This is a genomic window from Allobosea sp. FG18, from assembly GCF_057809495.1.
Map to the genome: position 1 here is coordinate 240,116 of NZ_JBMDKB010000002.1, position 16,650 is coordinate 256,765.

General features: G+C 66.1%; 15 protein-coding genes. 6 read left to right on the plus strand and 9 right to left on the minus strand.

The window, feature by feature from the left end; genetic code table 11:
* The first annotated feature begins 237 nt into the window (after positions 1–237).
* Positions 238–1,596, plus strand: a complete 1,359-nt coding sequence (locus ACODTJ_RS03350; protein WP_488847536.1) for a TadE/TadG family type IV pilus assembly protein — start codon at positions 238–240, stop codon at positions 1,594–1,596.
* Here ACODTJ_RS03350 and ACODTJ_RS03355 read toward each other — a convergent pair.
* From ACODTJ_RS03355 to ygfZ, 3 genes are read right to left on the minus strand one after another with little or no spacing between them, the layout of a single operon-like run.
* Positions 1,571–2,239 carry a YfbR-like 5'-deoxynucleotidase gene (locus ACODTJ_RS03355; RefSeq protein ID WP_454655815.1) on the minus strand — a complete coding sequence of 223 codons (669 nt, stop codon included), beginning with the start codon at positions 2,237–2,239 and terminating at the stop codon, positions 1,571–1,573. The two genes, ACODTJ_RS03350 and ACODTJ_RS03355, sit on opposite strands and share 26 nt — an antisense overlap.
* Positions 2,200–2,844, minus strand: coding sequence for a DNA-3-methyladenine glycosylase I (locus ACODTJ_RS03360; RefSeq protein ID WP_454655816.1), 645 nt, complete (start codon positions 2,842–2,844; stop codon positions 2,200–2,202). Before ACODTJ_RS03360 ends, ACODTJ_RS03355 begins: the two co-directional genes overlap by 40 nt.
* Positions 2,841–3,740, minus strand: coding sequence for a CAF17-like 4Fe-4S cluster assembly/insertion protein YgfZ (gene ygfZ, locus ACODTJ_RS03365; protein ID WP_454655817.1), 900 nt, complete (start codon positions 3,738–3,740; stop codon positions 2,841–2,843). The genes ACODTJ_RS03360 and ygfZ overlap by 4 nt, the downstream gene beginning before the upstream one ends.
* 150 nt (positions 3,741–3,890) lie before the next feature.
* Here ygfZ and ACODTJ_RS03370 point away from each other — a divergent pair, with 150 nt between their 5' ends.
* The 4 genes from ACODTJ_RS03370 to ACODTJ_RS03385 all read left to right on the plus strand — a co-directional run bounded on the left by ACODTJ_RS03370 (position 3,891) and on the right by ACODTJ_RS03385 (position 7,724).
* Positions 3,891–5,231 carry a dihydroorotase gene (locus ACODTJ_RS03370; protein ID WP_454655818.1) on the plus strand — a complete coding sequence of 447 codons (1,341 nt, stop codon included), beginning with the start codon at positions 3,891–3,893 and terminating at the stop codon, positions 5,229–5,231.
* Positions 5,232–5,412: 181 nt separating this feature from the next.
* Positions 5,413–5,835, plus strand: a complete 423-nt coding sequence (locus ACODTJ_RS03375) for a YciI family protein (protein WP_454655819.1) — start codon at positions 5,413–5,415, stop codon at positions 5,833–5,835.
* A 73-nt stretch (positions 5,836–5,908) separates the two neighbouring features.
* Complete coding sequence (locus ACODTJ_RS03380) at positions 5,909–6,334, plus strand: YciI family protein (protein ID WP_454655820.1); 426 nt, start codon at positions 5,909–5,911, stop codon at positions 6,332–6,334.
* 121 nt (positions 6,335–6,455) lie between these two features.
* Positions 6,456–7,724, plus strand: a complete 1,269-nt coding sequence (locus ACODTJ_RS03385) for an RNA polymerase sigma factor (protein WP_454655821.1) — start codon at positions 6,456–6,458, stop codon at positions 7,722–7,724.
* A gap of 214 nt (positions 7,725–7,938) precedes the next feature.
* Here ACODTJ_RS03385 and ACODTJ_RS03390 read toward each other — a convergent pair whose 3' ends face one another.
* Positions 7,939–9,285, minus strand: coding sequence for a UDP-glucose dehydrogenase family protein (locus tag ACODTJ_RS03390; RefSeq protein ID WP_454655822.1), 1,347 nt, complete (start codon positions 9,283–9,285; stop codon positions 7,939–7,941).
* A gap of 220 nt (positions 9,286–9,505) precedes the next feature.
* On the opposite strand from ACODTJ_RS03390, the gene pgm reads away from it, so the two are divergent.
* Entirely contained in the window at positions 9,506–11,164 is a 1,659-nt protein-coding gene (gene pgm, locus ACODTJ_RS03395) for a phosphoglucomutase (alpha-D-glucose-1,6-bisphosphate-dependent) (protein WP_454655823.1), read from the plus strand.
* A gap of 475 nt (positions 11,165–11,639) precedes the next feature.
* Here the strand turns inward: pgm and ACODTJ_RS03400 are convergent, their stop codons facing one another.
* The 5 genes from ACODTJ_RS03400 to ACODTJ_RS03420 all read right to left on the minus strand — a co-directional run bounded on the left by ACODTJ_RS03400 (position 11,640) and on the right by ACODTJ_RS03420 (position 16,537).
* Positions 11,640–12,314 carry an RraA family protein gene (locus tag ACODTJ_RS03400; protein ID WP_454655824.1) on the minus strand — a complete coding sequence of 225 codons (675 nt, stop codon included), beginning with the start codon at positions 12,312–12,314 and terminating at the stop codon, positions 11,640–11,642.
* Between the two features lie 99 nt (positions 12,315–12,413).
* Complete coding sequence (locus ACODTJ_RS03405) at positions 12,414–13,928, minus strand: tripartite tricarboxylate transporter permease (RefSeq protein WP_454655825.1); 1,515 nt, start codon at positions 13,926–13,928, stop codon at positions 12,414–12,416.
* A gap of 3 nt (positions 13,929–13,931) precedes the next feature.
* On the minus strand, positions 13,932–14,387 hold the full coding sequence (locus tag ACODTJ_RS03410) for a tripartite tricarboxylate transporter TctB family protein (RefSeq protein ID WP_298920133.1): 456 nt from the start codon (positions 14,385–14,387) through the stop codon (positions 13,932–13,934).
* A gap of 129 nt (positions 14,388–14,516) precedes the next feature.
* Positions 14,517–15,485: a Bug family tripartite tricarboxylate transporter substrate binding protein gene (locus ACODTJ_RS03415; protein WP_298920131.1), complete on the minus strand. Its 969-nt coding sequence runs from the start codon at positions 15,483–15,485 to the stop codon at positions 14,517–14,519.
* A gap of 50 nt (positions 15,486–15,535) precedes the next feature.
* On the minus strand, positions 15,536–16,537 hold the full coding sequence (locus ACODTJ_RS03420; protein ID WP_454655826.1) for a hydroxyacid dehydrogenase: 1,002 nt from the start codon (positions 16,535–16,537) through the stop codon (positions 15,536–15,538).
* Positions 16,538–16,650: the final 113 nt, after the last annotated feature.

The window sequence follows — 16,650 nt, forward strand, 5'->3', positions numbered from 1 at the left end:
AAATGACGATCACTTATTCTCCAGCGGCAATAATTTCATTTCCGGGCAAGAGTCTGAAAATACAATCTTTGATTGTATTTTCATCGATGATGAACGCAAAATCACGTAACGGCAGCGCGTTTCGATTCAAAATGTGCAGATAGGCCCGACTTCAGCAAATCGGTTTCAGCAATTCGTAAGCTCCGGCCGCCAACGCTTTCAGGGTCGAATGCGGCAATTTGGCCCTGGACGAGGCACATGATGAAGATCGGCTCTCTGCCTGAGATGATCGGGCGCTTCCACCGGGATGAGCGCGGCAACTTCCTGATGCTGTTCGGGCTCGTGCTCGTTCCGCTGATGGGAGTCGTGGGCGTCGCGATCGATTACTCGCGCGCCAGCAATGCCCGGCAAGCGCTCAGTTCGGCGATCGATTCCGCGGCGCTGATGGCGGCACGTGACGCCCAGAAGCTGACCGATGGTCAGATCCGGACCCGCGCCAACGCCTGGATCCGCGATAATCTGCCTCCGGACGTGAAGAGCCAGCTCGGCAACACCACGGTGACGATCGACCGCACGGCACGGACGATCAAGATCGATGCGGACGCCAATGTGCCCACGACGATCTCCAGCGTGCTCGGCATGAGCAATATCCCCGTGAGCACCAACAGCCACTCGACCTGGGGAACCAACAAGATCGAACTCGCGCTCGTGCTCGACAACACGGGTTCGATGTCCTCTTCCGGCAAGATGACGGCGCTGAAGCAGGCCTCCAAGGATCTGATCAATATCATGAAGGACGCTGCGATCGACGCCGAGCAGATCAAGATCTCGATCGTTCCGTTCAATACGCAGGTCAAGATCGACCGTAGTTTTAAAGATGAGTCATGGCTTAGTTATACGCCGACACGCAATGTTACGCGTACAAAATATAGTTGGGGTAATTATAGATATAGAGTAACTGGTACAAATATTACTGTGTATGATACAAGCAATCTCACTTGTGATTCGAGTGGATCGTGCAAGTATAAGACTTTTACTAAATCTATTTGGTCGACTGCCAATCAAGGCTGCATCTCCGATCGCGATCAGGATTATGATGTCAAGGATGGGGGGGCGTATGTGACAAGCGCTCAGCAATATCGAGCATTCTGGTGCAGCCAGACCTCGCTGGCGCAGATCATGCCGCTGACCAGCGATTGGGATGCACTGAACGCGCATGTCGACACGATGACCCCGGCCGGCAACACGAACGTCACGATCGGCGCCGCCTGGGGCTGGGCGACGCTGACGCCGGAGACTCCGTTCACGACCGCCAAGCCCAAGACCGAGCCTCAGCTCAAGAAGCACATGATTCTGCTGACGGACGGCGACAACACCGAGAACTGGTTCACGGCGACCGGCAGCGACATCGATGACCGCACGAAGAAGGCATGCACGAACATCAAGGCGGACGGGATCAATCTCTACACGATTCGCGTTATCAACGGTGATGCGGACCTGCTGAGGAACTGCGCGACCAAGCCGGAGATGTATTACGACGTGCAGAACGCCGCGCAGCTCAGCCCGATCTTCAAGGCGATCGCCGCCGAGATCAGCGCGGTGCGCCTGACGCAGTAACCCCACCCCCGCCGAGTGCGGCGTAGCGCGCCACGAAGCGCGCCTGCGCCGCCTCGGTGTCGAGCGGATCGAGCCAGGCCAGGACTTCGGCCGGCAGCGCCTGGGGCCGGCCGAAGAATTTCAGGGCCTCCTCGCGCTCGAAGCCGGCGAGGCGTGTCGCTTCGAAGAAGGCGGCGATGGTGTCAGCCTCCTTGATCTTCTTCTTCAAAGCCGCAGGCGTTGCTGGCGGCAGGCCGAAGCGCAGATGGATTGCCGTGAGCAGGCGCAGTTCCACGCTCTTGTAGGCGTCGCCCATCACCACCTTGAACGGCGAGATCATGTCGCCGATGACGTATTCGGGCGCGTCGTGCAGCAGCGCCATCAGGCGCCAGCCCTGGCTCCAGTCCGGATTGAGATGGGCGGCGATCGCCTCGACGAGCAGGGAATGCTGCGCGACCGAGAAGGAATGGGCGCCGCGTGTCTGCCCGTTCCAGCGGGCGACGCGGGCAAGGCCATGGGCGATGTCTTCAATCTCGATGTCGAGCGGCGAAGGATCGAGCAGGTCGAGCCGGCGGCCCGAGAGCATGCGCTGCCAGGCGCGCGGCGGGGCGGGCTTGCGGGCCATCAGGCGGCGGGACGGGAATCGCGGGCGAGCGCGGCGCATTCGCTCCAGCGGAAGCAGCCGGTCAGGTGGTCGTTGACCAGCCCGCAGGCCTCCATGAAGGCATAGACGATGGTCGGGCCGCAGAAGGTGAAGCCGGCCTTCTTCAGCTCCTTCGAGACGGTTTCCGACAGCTTGGTCTGGGTCGGGACCTCGCCTTGGGCGCGATAGCTGTTCTGCAGCACGCGGCCGTCGAGATGCTTCCAGAGGAAATCGGCGAAGGGCTCGCGCTCGCTGATCCTGAGATAGGCCTGCGCGCTCCTGATCGTGCCCTCGATCTTGCCGCGATGGCGGATGATGCCGGGGTCGGCGAGCAGGCGCTGCACATCGGTCTCGGTGAAGCGGGCGACCGCCTCCGGTTCGAAATCGGCGAAGCCGGCGCGGAAGGCGTCGCGCTTCCTCAGGATCGTGATCCAGGACAGGCCAGCCTGGAAGCCGTCGAGGATCAGTTTCTCCCAAAGCGCGCGGGAATCATATTCCGGCACGCCCCATTCGGTGTCGTGATAGGTGAGATAGAGCGGCTCGGTGCCGGGCCAGCGGCAACGGAACTTGCCGTCCGCGCCCTGGATGGCGATGCGTTCCTCGCTGACGGTGACAGCGTCGCTCATAGCGCAACTCCTGCGGTGGCTCCGAAGCCAGCTTCGCCGGGGAAGGGGAAGCGGATGAAGCCCGGCTTCTCCGCGAGATGGAAGGCGAGCCCGCCGCCGAGCGGCGCTTGCCCTGCGGCGAGGGCATCGGCGAGCCGGTCGAGCCGGAGCATCGCGAGCGCCCGGCCGTTCGCGGATGAGCCGATGGTGCCGAGCGGCTTGCCACCTGCGATAGCCTCGGCGCCGGTCTCGGTCGCGATGCCCTCATCGAAGATGACCGGCACGACGCGGGTACGGGCGGTGCCGCGATGCTGCATGCGGGAGACGACCTCCTGCCCGATATAGCAGCCCTTCTTGAAGGAGACGCCGCCGAGCTGGTCGAGCAAGGCTTCGTGCGGGAAGGTGTCGCCATAGGCGAAGTCGCGCCCGCCCGCGGGGATGCCGAGCGCGATGCGGCGGGCGTGGTAGGTTTCCGGCTCGGCCGTGACGAGGGTTTCGACGCCGTCGGCATCGGTGATGGCGCGCTGTCCGAGCGCCGGCAGGCGCGGATCGTCATAGACGAAGCCGGCATCCTCCGGGAGCGGGGTGCCATCCGCCGATGCGATGACCGCGCTCGTCTCGGTGAGGTCTTCGAGCGCCACCTTGGCGCGCAGCTTGTAGAGCTTCAGGCGTTTCATCAGGTCGGCGGTCTGGAGCAGGGGCGTGTCGAGCAGGAAGCCGCCGCCATCCACCGGCGCCAGCGCGAGGATGAAGAAATCGCAGATCATCTTGCCTTGCGGCGTCAGCAGCGCGCCGTAGCCGGCCTGTCCGGGCAGGACCGGATCGAGATCGTTGGTCACGAGGTTCTGCAGGAAGTCGCGCGCGTCGTTGCCGCTGACGCGGATGACGCCGCGATCGATCAATCTTGTGGCGGGCATGGGCAGCCGTTCCAGTTCTGATGTCGGGCCGAGGCTCGTCAGCCGAATGGGGATGATGGCGCCACCCGAAAACTGTTTGGGCTTCCGGCGTGGCGCGTTGCCCGATAGGTAGGCTGCATCCAGTCTTTGCTCAACCTTCCGGAGACAGCCATGCCCCAGACCTACGACGTGATCCTCAAGGGCGGCACGGTGGTGAACCAGGATGGCCGCGTCGCGCGCGATGTCGGCGTCACCGGCGGCAAGATCATGGCGCTGGGCGATCTCTCGCGAGCTTCGGCCGGCGAGACCGTCGATTGCACCGGCCTGCATATCCTGCCCGGCGTGATCGACTCACAGGTCCATTTCCGCGAACCCGGCCTCGACCACAAGGAGGACCTGGAGAGCGGCTCGCGCTCGGCGGCGCTCGGCGGCGTGACCTGCGTCTTCGAGATGCCGAACACGATTCCGCAGACGACGACGCCGGAGGCGCTGGCCGACAAGGTCCGTCGCGGGCGCCATCGCATGCATTGCGACTTCGCCTTCTGGGTCGGCGGCACCCATGAAAACGCCAATGACGTGCCGGAGCTGGAACGGCTCCCCGGAGCTGCCGGCATCAAGGTGTTCATGGGTTCCTCGACCGGCGATCTGCTGGTCGAAGATGACCAGGGCGTCGCCGAGATTCTGAAGCGCACGCGCCGGCGCGCCGCCTTCCATTCCGAAGACGAGATGATGCTGCGCGAGCGCATGCCCCTGCGCGTCGAGGGCGATCCGTCGAGCCATCCGGTCTGGCGCTCGCCGGAGGTGGCGCTGACCTGCACGAAGCGGCTGGTGCGGATCGCGCGCGAGACCGGCGCACGCGTCCATATCCTGCACATCTCGACCGGCGAGGAGATGGTCTTCCTGAAGGACCACAAGGATGTCGCGACCGTCGAGGTGCTGCCGAACCATCTGACGCTGGTTGCGCCGGATTGCTACGAGCGGCTCGGCACCTATGCCCAGATGAATCCGCCGATCCGCGACGACAGCCATCGCCAGCGCATCTGGTGGGGCGTGGAGCAAGGCATCGTCGACGTGCTCGGCTCCGACCACGCGCCGCATACCCATGAGGAGAAGCACCATCCCTATCCGGCGAGCCATTCCGGCATGCCGGGCGTGCAGACGCTGGTGCCGATCATGCTCGACCATGTGAATGCCGGCAGGCTGACGCTGGAGCGTTTCGTCGATCTCAGCAGCGCCGGGCCGCAGCGCATCTTCGGGCTCGAAGGCAAGGGCCGGATCGCGGTCGGCTACGATGCGGACTTCACGGTCGTCGACCTCAAGCGCCGCGAGACGATCACCAAGGAGTGGAGCGCCTCGAAATGCGGCTGGACGCCCTATGACGGCGTCACCGTCACCGGCTGGCCGGTCGGCACCTTCGTGCGCGGCCTCAAGGTGATGTGGGAGGGCGAATTGACGACCCCCTCGCAGGGCGAGCCGGCGCGCTTCCTGGAGGCGCTGCCGCGCAGCGCCTGAACCGGATCGGCGCTGCCCGCGTTCAGCTCTGGACGAGCGCGCGGGCGGCTCCGCAAAAAAACGAAAAAAGATTCCCGGCGTTGTCGATTCCGTCCGCGCCCGTTCGACGTGCAGTCAGAGAACGGGTTTCGGCGGCTTTCGCCGGAGCCGCCCGGTTCTCCCAAACCCAAGGAGAAGACCGATGCGCGTGATGGTTCTGGTCAAGGCCAGCAAGGACAGTGAAGCCGGTGTGATGCCGGACCCGGACGTCTTCGCGAAGATGGGTGTCTATAACGAAGAGCTGATCAAGGCCGGCATCCTGCTGGCTGCGGAAGGCCTGCACCCGACATCGAAGGGAATCCGCATGCGCTTCTCGGGCAACGAGCGGGCGATCACCGACGGCCCCTTCGCCGAAACCAAGGAGCTGCTGGCCGGCTTCTGGCTCTGGCAGGTGAAGTCCTTCGACGAGGCGGTCGAATGGCTGAAGCGCGCGCCCTTCGACGGCAACACCGAGATCGAGCTCAGGCCTGTCTTCGAGATGGAGGAATTCGGCGATCTGGTGACGCCGGAGCGGCGCGAACGGAAGGAAAACCTCCGCGCTGAATTCGAGAAGCGCGCCGGCTGAGCTGGCCCGACATTCCAAACCCAACAAAACCGACGGTGCAGGCTGAGCCCCCGTCCTTCAAAGGAGAAGACCGATGCGTTTCATGGTGATGGTCAAGGCAACCCAGGACAGCGAAGCCGGCGCGCCGCCGACCCAGGAGCTGCTCGAGGCGATGATGGCCTATAACGAGGAGCTGGTAAAAGCCGGCATCATGAAGGGCGGCGATGGTCTGCAGCCCAGCTCGAAGGGCGCGCGCGTCCAGTTCGACGGTGCCAAGCGCGCTGTCGTCGACGGGCCTTTCGCCGAGACCAAGGAACTCGTCGCCGGCTACTGGCTGTGGGAATGCGCTTCGCTCGACGAGGCGATCGCCTGGGTCAAGCGCTGCCCCAACCCGATGCCCGGCCCGTCCGAGATCGAGATCCGGCCGCTGTTCGAGCTGGCCGATTTCGGCGAAATCGTCACGCCGGAGACCTCGGCGCAATGGGACCGCCTGAAGGCCGAGGTCGGCGGTCAGGACTGAGTGACAGGGCGGTCTGCCGATCCCTGACGGCTTGGTTCCGTCAGAATCCGGCAAACCCAGAGCCGGAGTGCAGCTCGGGCTCTCTTGCCAGCCGATGGGCTGATGGTGTGTATCGCTTCCTATGTCGGGCAGCGATGCACACCGCACCATCGAGACGGTCTGGCGCATGGAAGCGCCCCGGCTGATCGCCGGGCTCACGCGCCTGATCCGCGATGTCGGCCGGGCCGAGGAACTGGCTCAGGACGCGCTCGTCGCGGCGCTGAAGCAATGGCCCGAAGAGGGCGTTCCGCGCAATCCGGCGGCCTGGCTGATGCAGGTCGCCAAGCATCGCGCTGCCGATGCCGCCCGCCATGAGATCATGGCCCGGCGCAAGCAGGACGAGATCGGCCGCGACATCGACAGCGAAGGGCCGGCGATGCCGGATATCGACGAGGCGCTCGACGATGAGGTCGGTGACGACCTGCTGCGCCTGATCTTCACCGCCTGCCATCCCGTGTTGCCCAAGGAGGCGCGGATCGCGCTGACGCTGCGCCTGCTCGGCGGCCTGACGACCGACGAGATCGCGCGCGCCTTCCTGGTGCCGGAGCCGACGATGGCGCAGCGCATCGTGCGCGCCAAGAAGACGCTAAGCGACGCGAAGGTGCCCTATGAGGTGCCGGCCGGCGCCGAGCTCGGCGCACGCCTCGCCTCGGTGCTGGAGGTCGTCTACCTGATCTTCAACGAGGGGTATTCAGCCACGGCCGGCGAGGACTGGGTCAGGCCGGGCCTGTGCGAGGAGGCGCTGCGGCTTGGGCGCATCCTGGCGGCGCGGGCGCCTGACGAGCCCGAGGTCCACGGCCTCGTCGCGCTGATGGAATTGCAGGCCTCGCGGCTCCGGGCGCGCGTCGGTGCCGATGGCGAGCCGATCCTGTTGCTCGACCAGAACCGCGCGCGCTGGGACCATCTGCTGATCGGGCGTGGCCTTGCGGCGCTGGAACAGGCGCAGCGGCTCGCCGGCGTGGCGCCCGGGCCCTATCTGCTGCAGGCGGCGCTGGCCGCCTGTCACGCTCGCGCCCGCACGGCCGACGAGACCGACTGGAAGCGGATCGTCGCGCTCTACACCGTGCTCGGGCAGGTGACGCCGTCGCCGGTCGTCGAACTCAATCGTGCGGTGGCGATCAGCATGGCGGAGGGGCCGGAAGCGGGGCTTGCTCTGGTCGAGGCGCTTGCCGGCGAGCCGGCGCTGAAGCGCTACCATCTGCTGCCGGGGGTCCGTGGCGACCTGCTCGCCAAGCTCGGCCGCCATCGGGAGGCGGCGGAGGCTTTCGAAAACGCGGTCACCCTCACGCAGAACGCGCGGGAGCGGGCGCTGATGCAGGAGCGGGCGGCGAAGGAGCGCGCGGCGGGCTAGAGCTTGAACGCATCGAATGCGCGCTCCCCATTGTCATTCCGGGGCGCGCCGCAGGCGCGAACCCGGAACCCACGACTGGGTGGGACTTCTGGTGTTCGGTTGCAGGCCGCTCACCCGGTCGTGGGTTCCGGGTTCTTCGCTATCGCGAAGCCCCGGAATGACAAGGGGGCGGTATAAAAACGCGCTTTCGTCGGGGCTGATCGCGCGCCTTAGCTCAGGCTGCCGTCTCGGCTTCCTTGCCCTCCAGTGGGGAGAGGCCCCTTCCGACATCGGCATAGGAGAAGCCCTTGGCCCTGACCTGCTCGGCGCGGTAGACGTTGCGGAGGTCGACGAGGACGGGCGCGGCCATGGTCGCCTTGACCCGGTCGAGATCGAGCGCCCGGAAGATGTTCCACTCGGTCACGATCACCGCGGCGTCGGCGCCCGCGACGCATTCATAGGCGTCGCCGCAATAGGTCACGCCGGCCGGCAGCACGGCCTTCGCCTGCTCCATCCCCTCCGGGTCATAGGCGCGGATCGTGGCGCCGCCATCCATGAGCGCCGTGATCACCGAGATCGAGGGCGCGTCGCGCATGTCGTCGGTGTTCGGCTTGAAGGTCAGGCCGAGCACGGCGATCGTCTTGCCCCGGACCGAGCCGCCGCAGGCCGCGATCACCTTGCGCCCCATCGCCCGCTTGCGCTGGTCGTTCACCGCCGCGACCGTCTCGACGATGCGCGAAGGCGTGCCGTAATCCTGCGCCGTCTTGATCAGCGCGAGCGTGTCCTTCGGGAAGCAGGAGCCGCCATAGCCCGGCCCAGCATGCAGGAACTTGCCGCCGATGCGGTTGTCGAGCCCCATGCCGCGCGCGACGTCCTGGACATTGGCGCCGACCTGCTCGCAGAGATCGGCGATCTCGTTGATGAAGGTGATCTTCGTCGCCAGGAAGGCGTTGGCCGCGTATTTGGTCAATTCCGCCGTGCGCCGGCCGGTGTTGAGGATCGGCGCGTTGTTGAGATAGAGCGGCCGGTAGATATCGGCCATCACGGTCCGCGCCCGCTCGTCATCGGTGCCGACGACGATGCGGTCCGGCCGCTTGAAATCCTCGATCGCCGCGCCCTCGCGCAGGAACTCGGGGTTGGAGACCACGGCGAACTCGGCATCGGGCCTGAGCTCGCGGATGATGCGCTCGACCTCGTCGCCGGTGCCGACCGGAACCGTCGACTTGGTCACGATTACGGTATAGCCGCGGATCGCCCCGGCGATCTCGCGGGTCGCGGCATAGACATAGGACAGGTCGGCGAAGCCGTCGCCGCGGCGCGAGGGCGTGCCGACCGCGATGAAGACCGCATCGGCCTCCGCAACCGGCCCGGCCAGATCGGTAGTGAAGGACAGACGCCCCGCCGCCGCGTTGCTGCGCACCAGCTCCGACAGGCCGGGCTCGAAGATCGGGATCTCGCCGCGCTGCAGCGCAGCGACCTTGCTCTCGACCTTGTCGACGCAGACCACCTCGTGCCCGAAATCCGCAAAGCAGGCGCCCGAGACAAGCCCGACATAGCCAGAGCCTACCATCACGATCTTCATCGGTAACTCCTGTCGCGCGAGACGATAGCGCAGGGGCGCGTACTAGCCCGCCTTTGCGACATGCGCGAGAAAAAAGCGGTTCCGCAAGGGTAGTGACGATGCGACGTCGGGAATCCCCGGCTGCGGCGTGCCGCGAACCTGTCGCATTCCGTTGCAACTCTGTTCATGCGGGCGTCTATAAGAGATGTCGCATCCTGACGTGCCTAGAACGAGAGCCTACATGAGCGATTTCGTGAGTCCCCTGGCCGGCAAGCGGCTCGAGCCCGGCCAACTCGTCGACGTAGCGGCCCTCACGAAAGCCTATTACGAGCAGCCCGATCCCTCACAGCGTTCGCAGCAAGTCGCCTTCGGCACCTCCGGCCATCGCGGTTCGGCGCTGCTGCGCTCTTTCAACGAGGCGCATATCCTCGCCATCGCCCAGGCGATCTGCCTCTATCGCCGCGAGCAGGGGATCGACGGGCCGCTCTTCCTCGGCATCGATAGCCATGCGCTTTCACGCAATGCCTTCGAGACGGTGCTGGAGGTCTTCGCCGCGAATGGCGTCGCGACGATCATCGACGAGAAGCTCGGCTTCACGCCGACTCCGGTGATCTCGCATGCCATCATCACGCATAACCGGGGCCGGACCGCCGGGCTCGCCGACGGCGTCGTGATCTCGCCCTCGCACAACCCGCCGGCCGATGGCGGCCTGAAATACAATCCCCCGCATGGCGGACCGGCCGATACCGACGCAACCGGCTGGATCGAGAAGCGCGCCAACGCCTTCCTCGTCGAGAAGCTCGCCGGCATCCTGCGCATGCCCTACGACAAGGCGCTGAAGAGCGAGCATGTCCACCGGCACGACTACATCACCGGCTATGTCTCCGACCTCGCCAGCGTCGTGGACATGGAGGCGATCCGGCAGGTCGGTGTCGTGATCGGCATCGATCCGCTCGGCGGGGCGGGGCTCGACTACTACCAGCCGATCATCGACCGCTACGGGCTGAACGCGAGGATCGTCAGCAAGGAGGTCGATCCGACCTTCGGCTTCATGACGGCCGACTGGGACGGCAAGATCAGGATGGATTGCTCCTCGCCCTATGCGATGGCGAGCCTGATCGGCATGCGCGACCGCTTCGACATCGCCTTCGCCAACGATACCGATGCCGACCGGCACGGCATCGTGACGCGCAGCAGCGGGCTGATGAATCCGAACCATTACCTCGCGGCGGCGAGCGCCTATCTCTTCGCCAACCGGCCGGGCTGGCGGGCGGATGCGGCGATCGGCAAGACGGCGGTGTCGAGCGCGATCATCGACCGCGTCGCGGCCAAGCTCGGGAGGCGCCTCGTCGAGGTTCCCGTCGGCTTCAAATGGTTCGTCGACGGGCTGATCTCGGGCAGCTTCGGCTTTGCCGGCGAGGAGAGCGCCGGCGCCTCCTTCCTGCGCATGGACGGCTCGGCCTGGACCACCGACAAGGACGGCATCATCCTCGGCCTGCTCGCCGCCGAGATCACGGCGAAGACCGGCAGCGACCCCGGCGTACTCTACAGCAAGCTGACCGCGGAGCTGGGCGAGCCCCACTATGCGCGCGTCGATGCGCCGGCGAGCGCGAGCCAGAAGGCCGTTCTCAAGAGCCTGTCGGCCGAGCAGATCGCGACGAAAGAACTCGCGGGCCAGCCGATCACGGCGATCCTGAGCAACGCCCCGGGCAATGGCGCCGCGATCGGCGGCGTCAAGGTGACCGCGGCAGACGGCTGGTTCGCGGCGCGTCCGTCGGGCACCGAGGAGGTCTACAAGATCTATGCGGAGAGCTTCCGGGACGAGGCGCATCTCGCCGCGATCCAGGAGGATGCGCGCCGCATCGTCGGGCAGGCCTTCGCGGCAGCCGGGGCGTCCTGAATGCTAGCGGGCCGGGGCGGGGACGACCGCTGCCGGCCCGTCGCACCGGTGCGCGTGACGGGTGTGCCGCCTATCCCCAAGTCTCAAGGAAGCTCTAGTTGTCGATGGCCGGAGCGCGCTCGACCAGCTCGAGAAAGATGGCGGCGCAAGCCAGCCAGATGATCATCGACCAGAACAGCATAACCCCTCCCAAAGTTTTGCCTTGCTCCAGCATAGCTGAGGATTCGAGCGCGGCAAGCGCGCCGATTTTGTATAATATTCAATATGTTAATTGAATCTTTGGCGTTAATTTCGAGTGTTCCTGGCGCTCGGCGGCGCTGGACTGATTCGCGTTCCCATCCTTCGGATCGGCTCGCAAGCCGAGCCGAAGGCGGAGAGCGGCCTGGTGGCACCGCCATCGAGTAAAGCCCGCTGGTTGCGGGCGTGCCGTACCCTGTGGATTCAGCAGCGCGCCGCTTGGGCGGCATGGGTGTCGTCAGGCCTCGATGGCGCAGCCGAGCCGCGTCAGCGTGGCGTCGATCCAGCTGCGATCGTCCCGGCCTTCCAGGATCGCCTGCATCTTCTTCTCCTCCATCGCGTGCTTCTTGTGCGCGGCGGCATAGATCGCCTCGGCCTGATCGAAGGGCACGCAGAGAATGCCGTCATCGTCGCCGATGACGAGGTCGCCGGGCTCGATCACCATGCCCTCGATCGCGATCGGGACGTTGATCTCGCCGGGACCGTCCTTGTAGGGGCCGCGATGGCTGATGCCGGCGGCATAGATCGGCAGATCGTTCTCACGAATCCAGGCGCAATCGCGCACGGCGCCATAGAGCACGATGCCGGCGATGCCGCGCGTGCGGGCATGGGCGATCATCAATTCGCCGATCAGCGCATTGGTGAGGTCGCCGCCGCCGTCGACGACGACGACGTCGCCGGGCGCGGCGAGATCGAGCGCCTTGTGGATCATCAGGTTGTCGCCCGGCCGCGTCTTCACCGTGAGCGCGGGACCCGCCATCACGCCGCCGCGATGCAGCGGCCGCAGCGAGGCCCCGCCCGCCGTCATGCGCGACATGGAATCGCTGACATTGGCGACCGGGACCGTGCGGAAGCGCTGGACGAGCTCGGCCTCGACCTGGCGGCGGCGCTTGAGGATGCGAAATCCGATCATGGGACGTCCTTGGTTGTCATGGCTGGCTGGCGCGGCGAACCGGACGGTGCAGCGGCAGGGAGATGAGGGTTTTGCGAGGGGCGGGTCGTGCCGGTGCGCTCAGGTCGCGCCGGCCTCCTCCTGGTCGACGCGGGCCTTGCCGCGGCGGATGGCGGGCAGGGCCATGCTGACGAGCAGCAGCAGCGAGAGGGTGAGGAAGGTCAGGCTGATCGGGCTCTTCACGAAGATCGAGAGATCGCCTTCCGACAGGAGCAGAGCCCGGCGGATGTTCTCTTCCATCATCGGGCCGAGCACATAGCCCAGCACCAGCGGCGCAGGCGGGCATTTCAGCTTGGCCAAGACATAGCCGAGCACGCCGATCGCGGCGCAGAGATAGACGTCGATCGCGCTGTTGTTCAGGCTGTAATTGCCGAGCGCGCAGAACATCACGATCGATGGGAACAGCCAGCGATAGGGAATGCTGAGCAGCCGCACCCAGAGGCCGACGAGCGGCAGGTTCAGTGCGACGAGCAGGGCATTGCCGATGAACATGCTGGCGATGACGCCCCAGAACAGCTCGGGATTGCGCGTCATCACGGAGGGGCCGGGCTGGACGCCGTTCATGATGAGCGCGCCGAGGATCAGCGCCATGGTGGCGCTGCCGGGGATGCCCAGCGTCAGGGTCGGGATGAAGGCGGTCTGCGCTGCCGCGTTGTTGGCGGCTTCCGGCGCGGCGACGCCCTCGATCGCACCTTGGCCGAAGCGGGACGGGTCCTTCGCCAGCTTCTTCTCCAGCATGTAGGAGGAGAAGGAGGAGATCGACGGGCCGGTCCCGGGCAGGATGCCGAAGAAGGCGCCGATGGCGGTGCCGCGCAAGGTCGGCAGGAACGAGGCCTTCAGGTCGCTCCAGCTCGGCATCAGACCGCCGACGTTTTTCGTGAAGACTTCGCGCGCCTCCTTCTGCTCCAGGTTGAGGACGACCTCGGAGATCGCGAACATGCCGACGGCGAGCACGGTGAAGCCGATGCCGTCGGCAAGCTCGGGCAGGCCGAAAGTGTAGCGCTCGATGCCGGAGTTCACGTCGGTGCCGACGAGGCCGATCAACAGGCCGACCACGACCATGGCGAGCGCCTTGACCATGTCGCCATGGCTCAGCACCGAGGCCGCGATCAGGCCGAGCACCATCAGGGCGAAATAGTCCTCCGCGCCGAAGCGCAGCGCCCAGCTCGCCAGCGGCACGCCGAGCGCGACGATCAAGAGCGTGCCGATGCAGCCGGCGACGAAGGAGGAGAGGGCGGCGATCGCGAGCGCGGCGCCGGCCCGGCCACGGCGCGCCATCTGGTAGCCGTCGAGGCAGGTGACGGCCGACGAGGTCTCGCCCGGCAGGTTGACCAGGATCGCCGTGGTCGAGCCGCCATATTGCGCGCCGTAATAGATGCCGGAGAGCATGATGACGGCCGAGACCGGCGGCAGGCCGAAGGTGATCGGCAGCAGCATCGAGATCGTCACCAGCGGGCCGACGCCCGGCAGCACGCCGATCAGGGTGCCGAGCAGCACGCCGAGGAAGCAATAGGCCAGGTTTTGCAGCGACAGGGCGACGCCGAAGCCGAGCACGAAGTGATCGATGATCTCCATGGCTCAGAAATTCCAGGCGAACAGACTGTAGGGCAGCTTCAGCCCCCAGACGAAGACGGCGGCGGCGAAGACGGCCATCACGGCCGTAAGGACGAGCACTTCCAGCGCCTTGAACTCATGGCCGGCACGGGCCGAGACGAAGAACAGGGCGGCGAGCGCCGGCACGAGGCCGACACGTTCGAGCAGGAACCCGAAAAGCAGGAGCGAGGCGCTCAGCAGGAGGAGCGGCAGCCAGGCCCAACCACCTTCGACCGGCATGCAGGTGCGCAGCCCCTTGATGAAGGTGACGATGCCGAAGCCGATCAGGACGAGGCTGAGGATGCGCGGGAAATAGCCCGGCCCCATGTCGATCGTGGTGCCGAATTTGTAGCCGAGCGCGATCGCGAAGCCGAGCGCGCCGAGCCCCATGAACAGCAGGCCGGCAAGCGCGTCCTGATTCTTGAAGATGCTGGTTTTCATGGCCGATATCCGACGTGATGCCGGGCGGCGCAACTTGGGCGCCGCCGGGACACAGGCTTTCAGGATGGGCATGGGTCGTGCCGGGAGGCCGCCGCCTTCAAGCGCGGTCTCCCGGCCAGCGTCATCGGCTCAGTCGGCGACTTTCACGTCGGCCGCCTTTATGACCGCTGTCCATTTCGGCATGTCGGACTTGATCAGCGCGCCGAACTCCTCGCTGCTGCCGCCGAGCGCCTCGGCGCCGGCCGAGCGCAGCTTGGCCTTGGTGTCGGGCTGCTGCAGCACCTTGTCGAGCTCGGTATTGATGCGCGCGACGATCGGCGCCGGGACGCCTGCCGGCGCGGCAAGGCCCCACCAGGTCACGGCTTCCGAGTTCTTAAGGCCCTTCTCCTCGAAAGTCGGGACATCCGGCAGGTCGGCATCGCGCTTGGTCGCGAAGACCGCGATCGGGCGCAGCACGCCTTCCTTGATCTGCACCATCGCCGAGGGGACCGAGGAGATGTAGATTTCGACGCGCCCGCCGAGCAGGTCCGGCAGCGCCTGGGCCGCGCCCTTGTAGGGGACGTGACGGAATTTCACGCCCGCGATCTGCTGGATGAGCTCGCCGGCCAGATGCGAGCTGGTCCCGACGCCGGGGGAGGCGAAGGTCAGCTTGCCGTCCTTGGCCTTCGCCGCGGCGATCAGGTCCTCGACCGTCTTGATCGGCGAATCCTTGGCGACGACGAGGACCTGCGGCGCGGAGGCGACGAGGCCGATCGGCGCAAAGTCCTTGATCGGGTCGTAATTGGCCTTGCCGAGGATCGGGTTGATGACGAGGTTGGCGTTCTGCGCGAGGACGATGGTGTAGCCATCCGGTGCCGACTTCCCGGCGAGGCTCAGGCCAACGCTGCCGCCGCTGCCCGGCTTGTTGTCCGCGACCAGCGTCCAGCCCGTGCTTTCGCCGAGCTTCTGGGCGATGACGCGCGCGACGACGTCGGTGCCGCCGCCTGGCGGGAACGGAATGACGAGCCGGATCGGCTTCTCCGGATATTGCTGGGCCGAGGCCGTCGTCGCGAGCGCCGTCAGGGCCAGCGCTGCGAGCGCCTTGTAGACAACCTTCATGGTGTTTCCTCCCGTTTGCTTGTTTGTCGTCCGGTATCTGGTCCGGATCTTCAGGCTGCGAGTTCGGTCAACCTCGCGAGGCTGGCCGCATCCGGCTCTTCTCCATCGAGCACGGCGATGACGTGCCGGGCGGCGATCTCGGCCATGGTCTTGGCCGATCCCGCGGTCACGCCGGCGATATGCGGGGTGGCGATGAGGTTGGGCAGGGCCCAGAGCGGGCTGTCGGGAGCCGGCGGCTCGACCGCGAAACTGTCGAGGGCGGCGCCGGCGATCCGGCCTTCCAGCAGCGCGGCGGCCAGTGCCGCCTCGTTGATCAGGGCGCCGCGCGCCGTGTTCACGACGAGGGAATTCGGCTTCATCAGGCCGAAGCGGCGCGCATCCAGCAGATCGCGCGTGGCGTTGGTGAGTGGGCAATGCAGGCTGACGATGTCGGCTTCCGCAATGAGGCTGTCGAGATCGCGTTCGCAATCCCCACCGAACTGCGTGATCGCCGCGCGGGCATGGGGGTCGTGCAGAAGAACGGTCATGCCGAGCCCCTGCGCCATCCGCGCGACATGCTGGCCGATCGAGCCGAAGCCGACGAGGCCGATGACGGTGCCGATGATGTCGCGCCCGATGAAGCTCGGCTTCGGCCAGGTGCCGGCCTTCACGGCTGCGTCGAGGCGCGGGATGTCCTTCAGCAGCGTCAGGGCCAGCGCGATGGTGTGTTCGGCGACGGCGCGCGAGTTCGAGCCCATGGCGCGGATGACGGGGATGTCGCGCGCGGCGGCCGCCTGCAGGTCGATATTGTCGACGCCGACGCCGTGCTTGGCGATGACCTTCAGACGGGGGGAGGCGGCGATGATCGCCTCGTCGACGCGGCCCTGGCGGACGATTAGGGCATCGACCTGCAACTCGGCTGCACGCTGCGCCACCTGCTCGCTCGGCGCGTAGGCCGGCGAGAAGAAGACGTCGACGTCATGCGCGTTGAGAAGCTCGATGGCGTTCTCGGCCAAACGGTCATGCGTGACGAGCACGCGCCTGCCGCGAGTGCGGGCACTGGTATCGGTCATCTCTGCGTTTCCTCACGGCTGCCTCGCATCCCGCTTCGCAGCGGTTGGGCGCCTTTCGGGGAACACTATTGACCAAGGCGGCGAGGCTCGTATGCTGAAATAATGACATATAT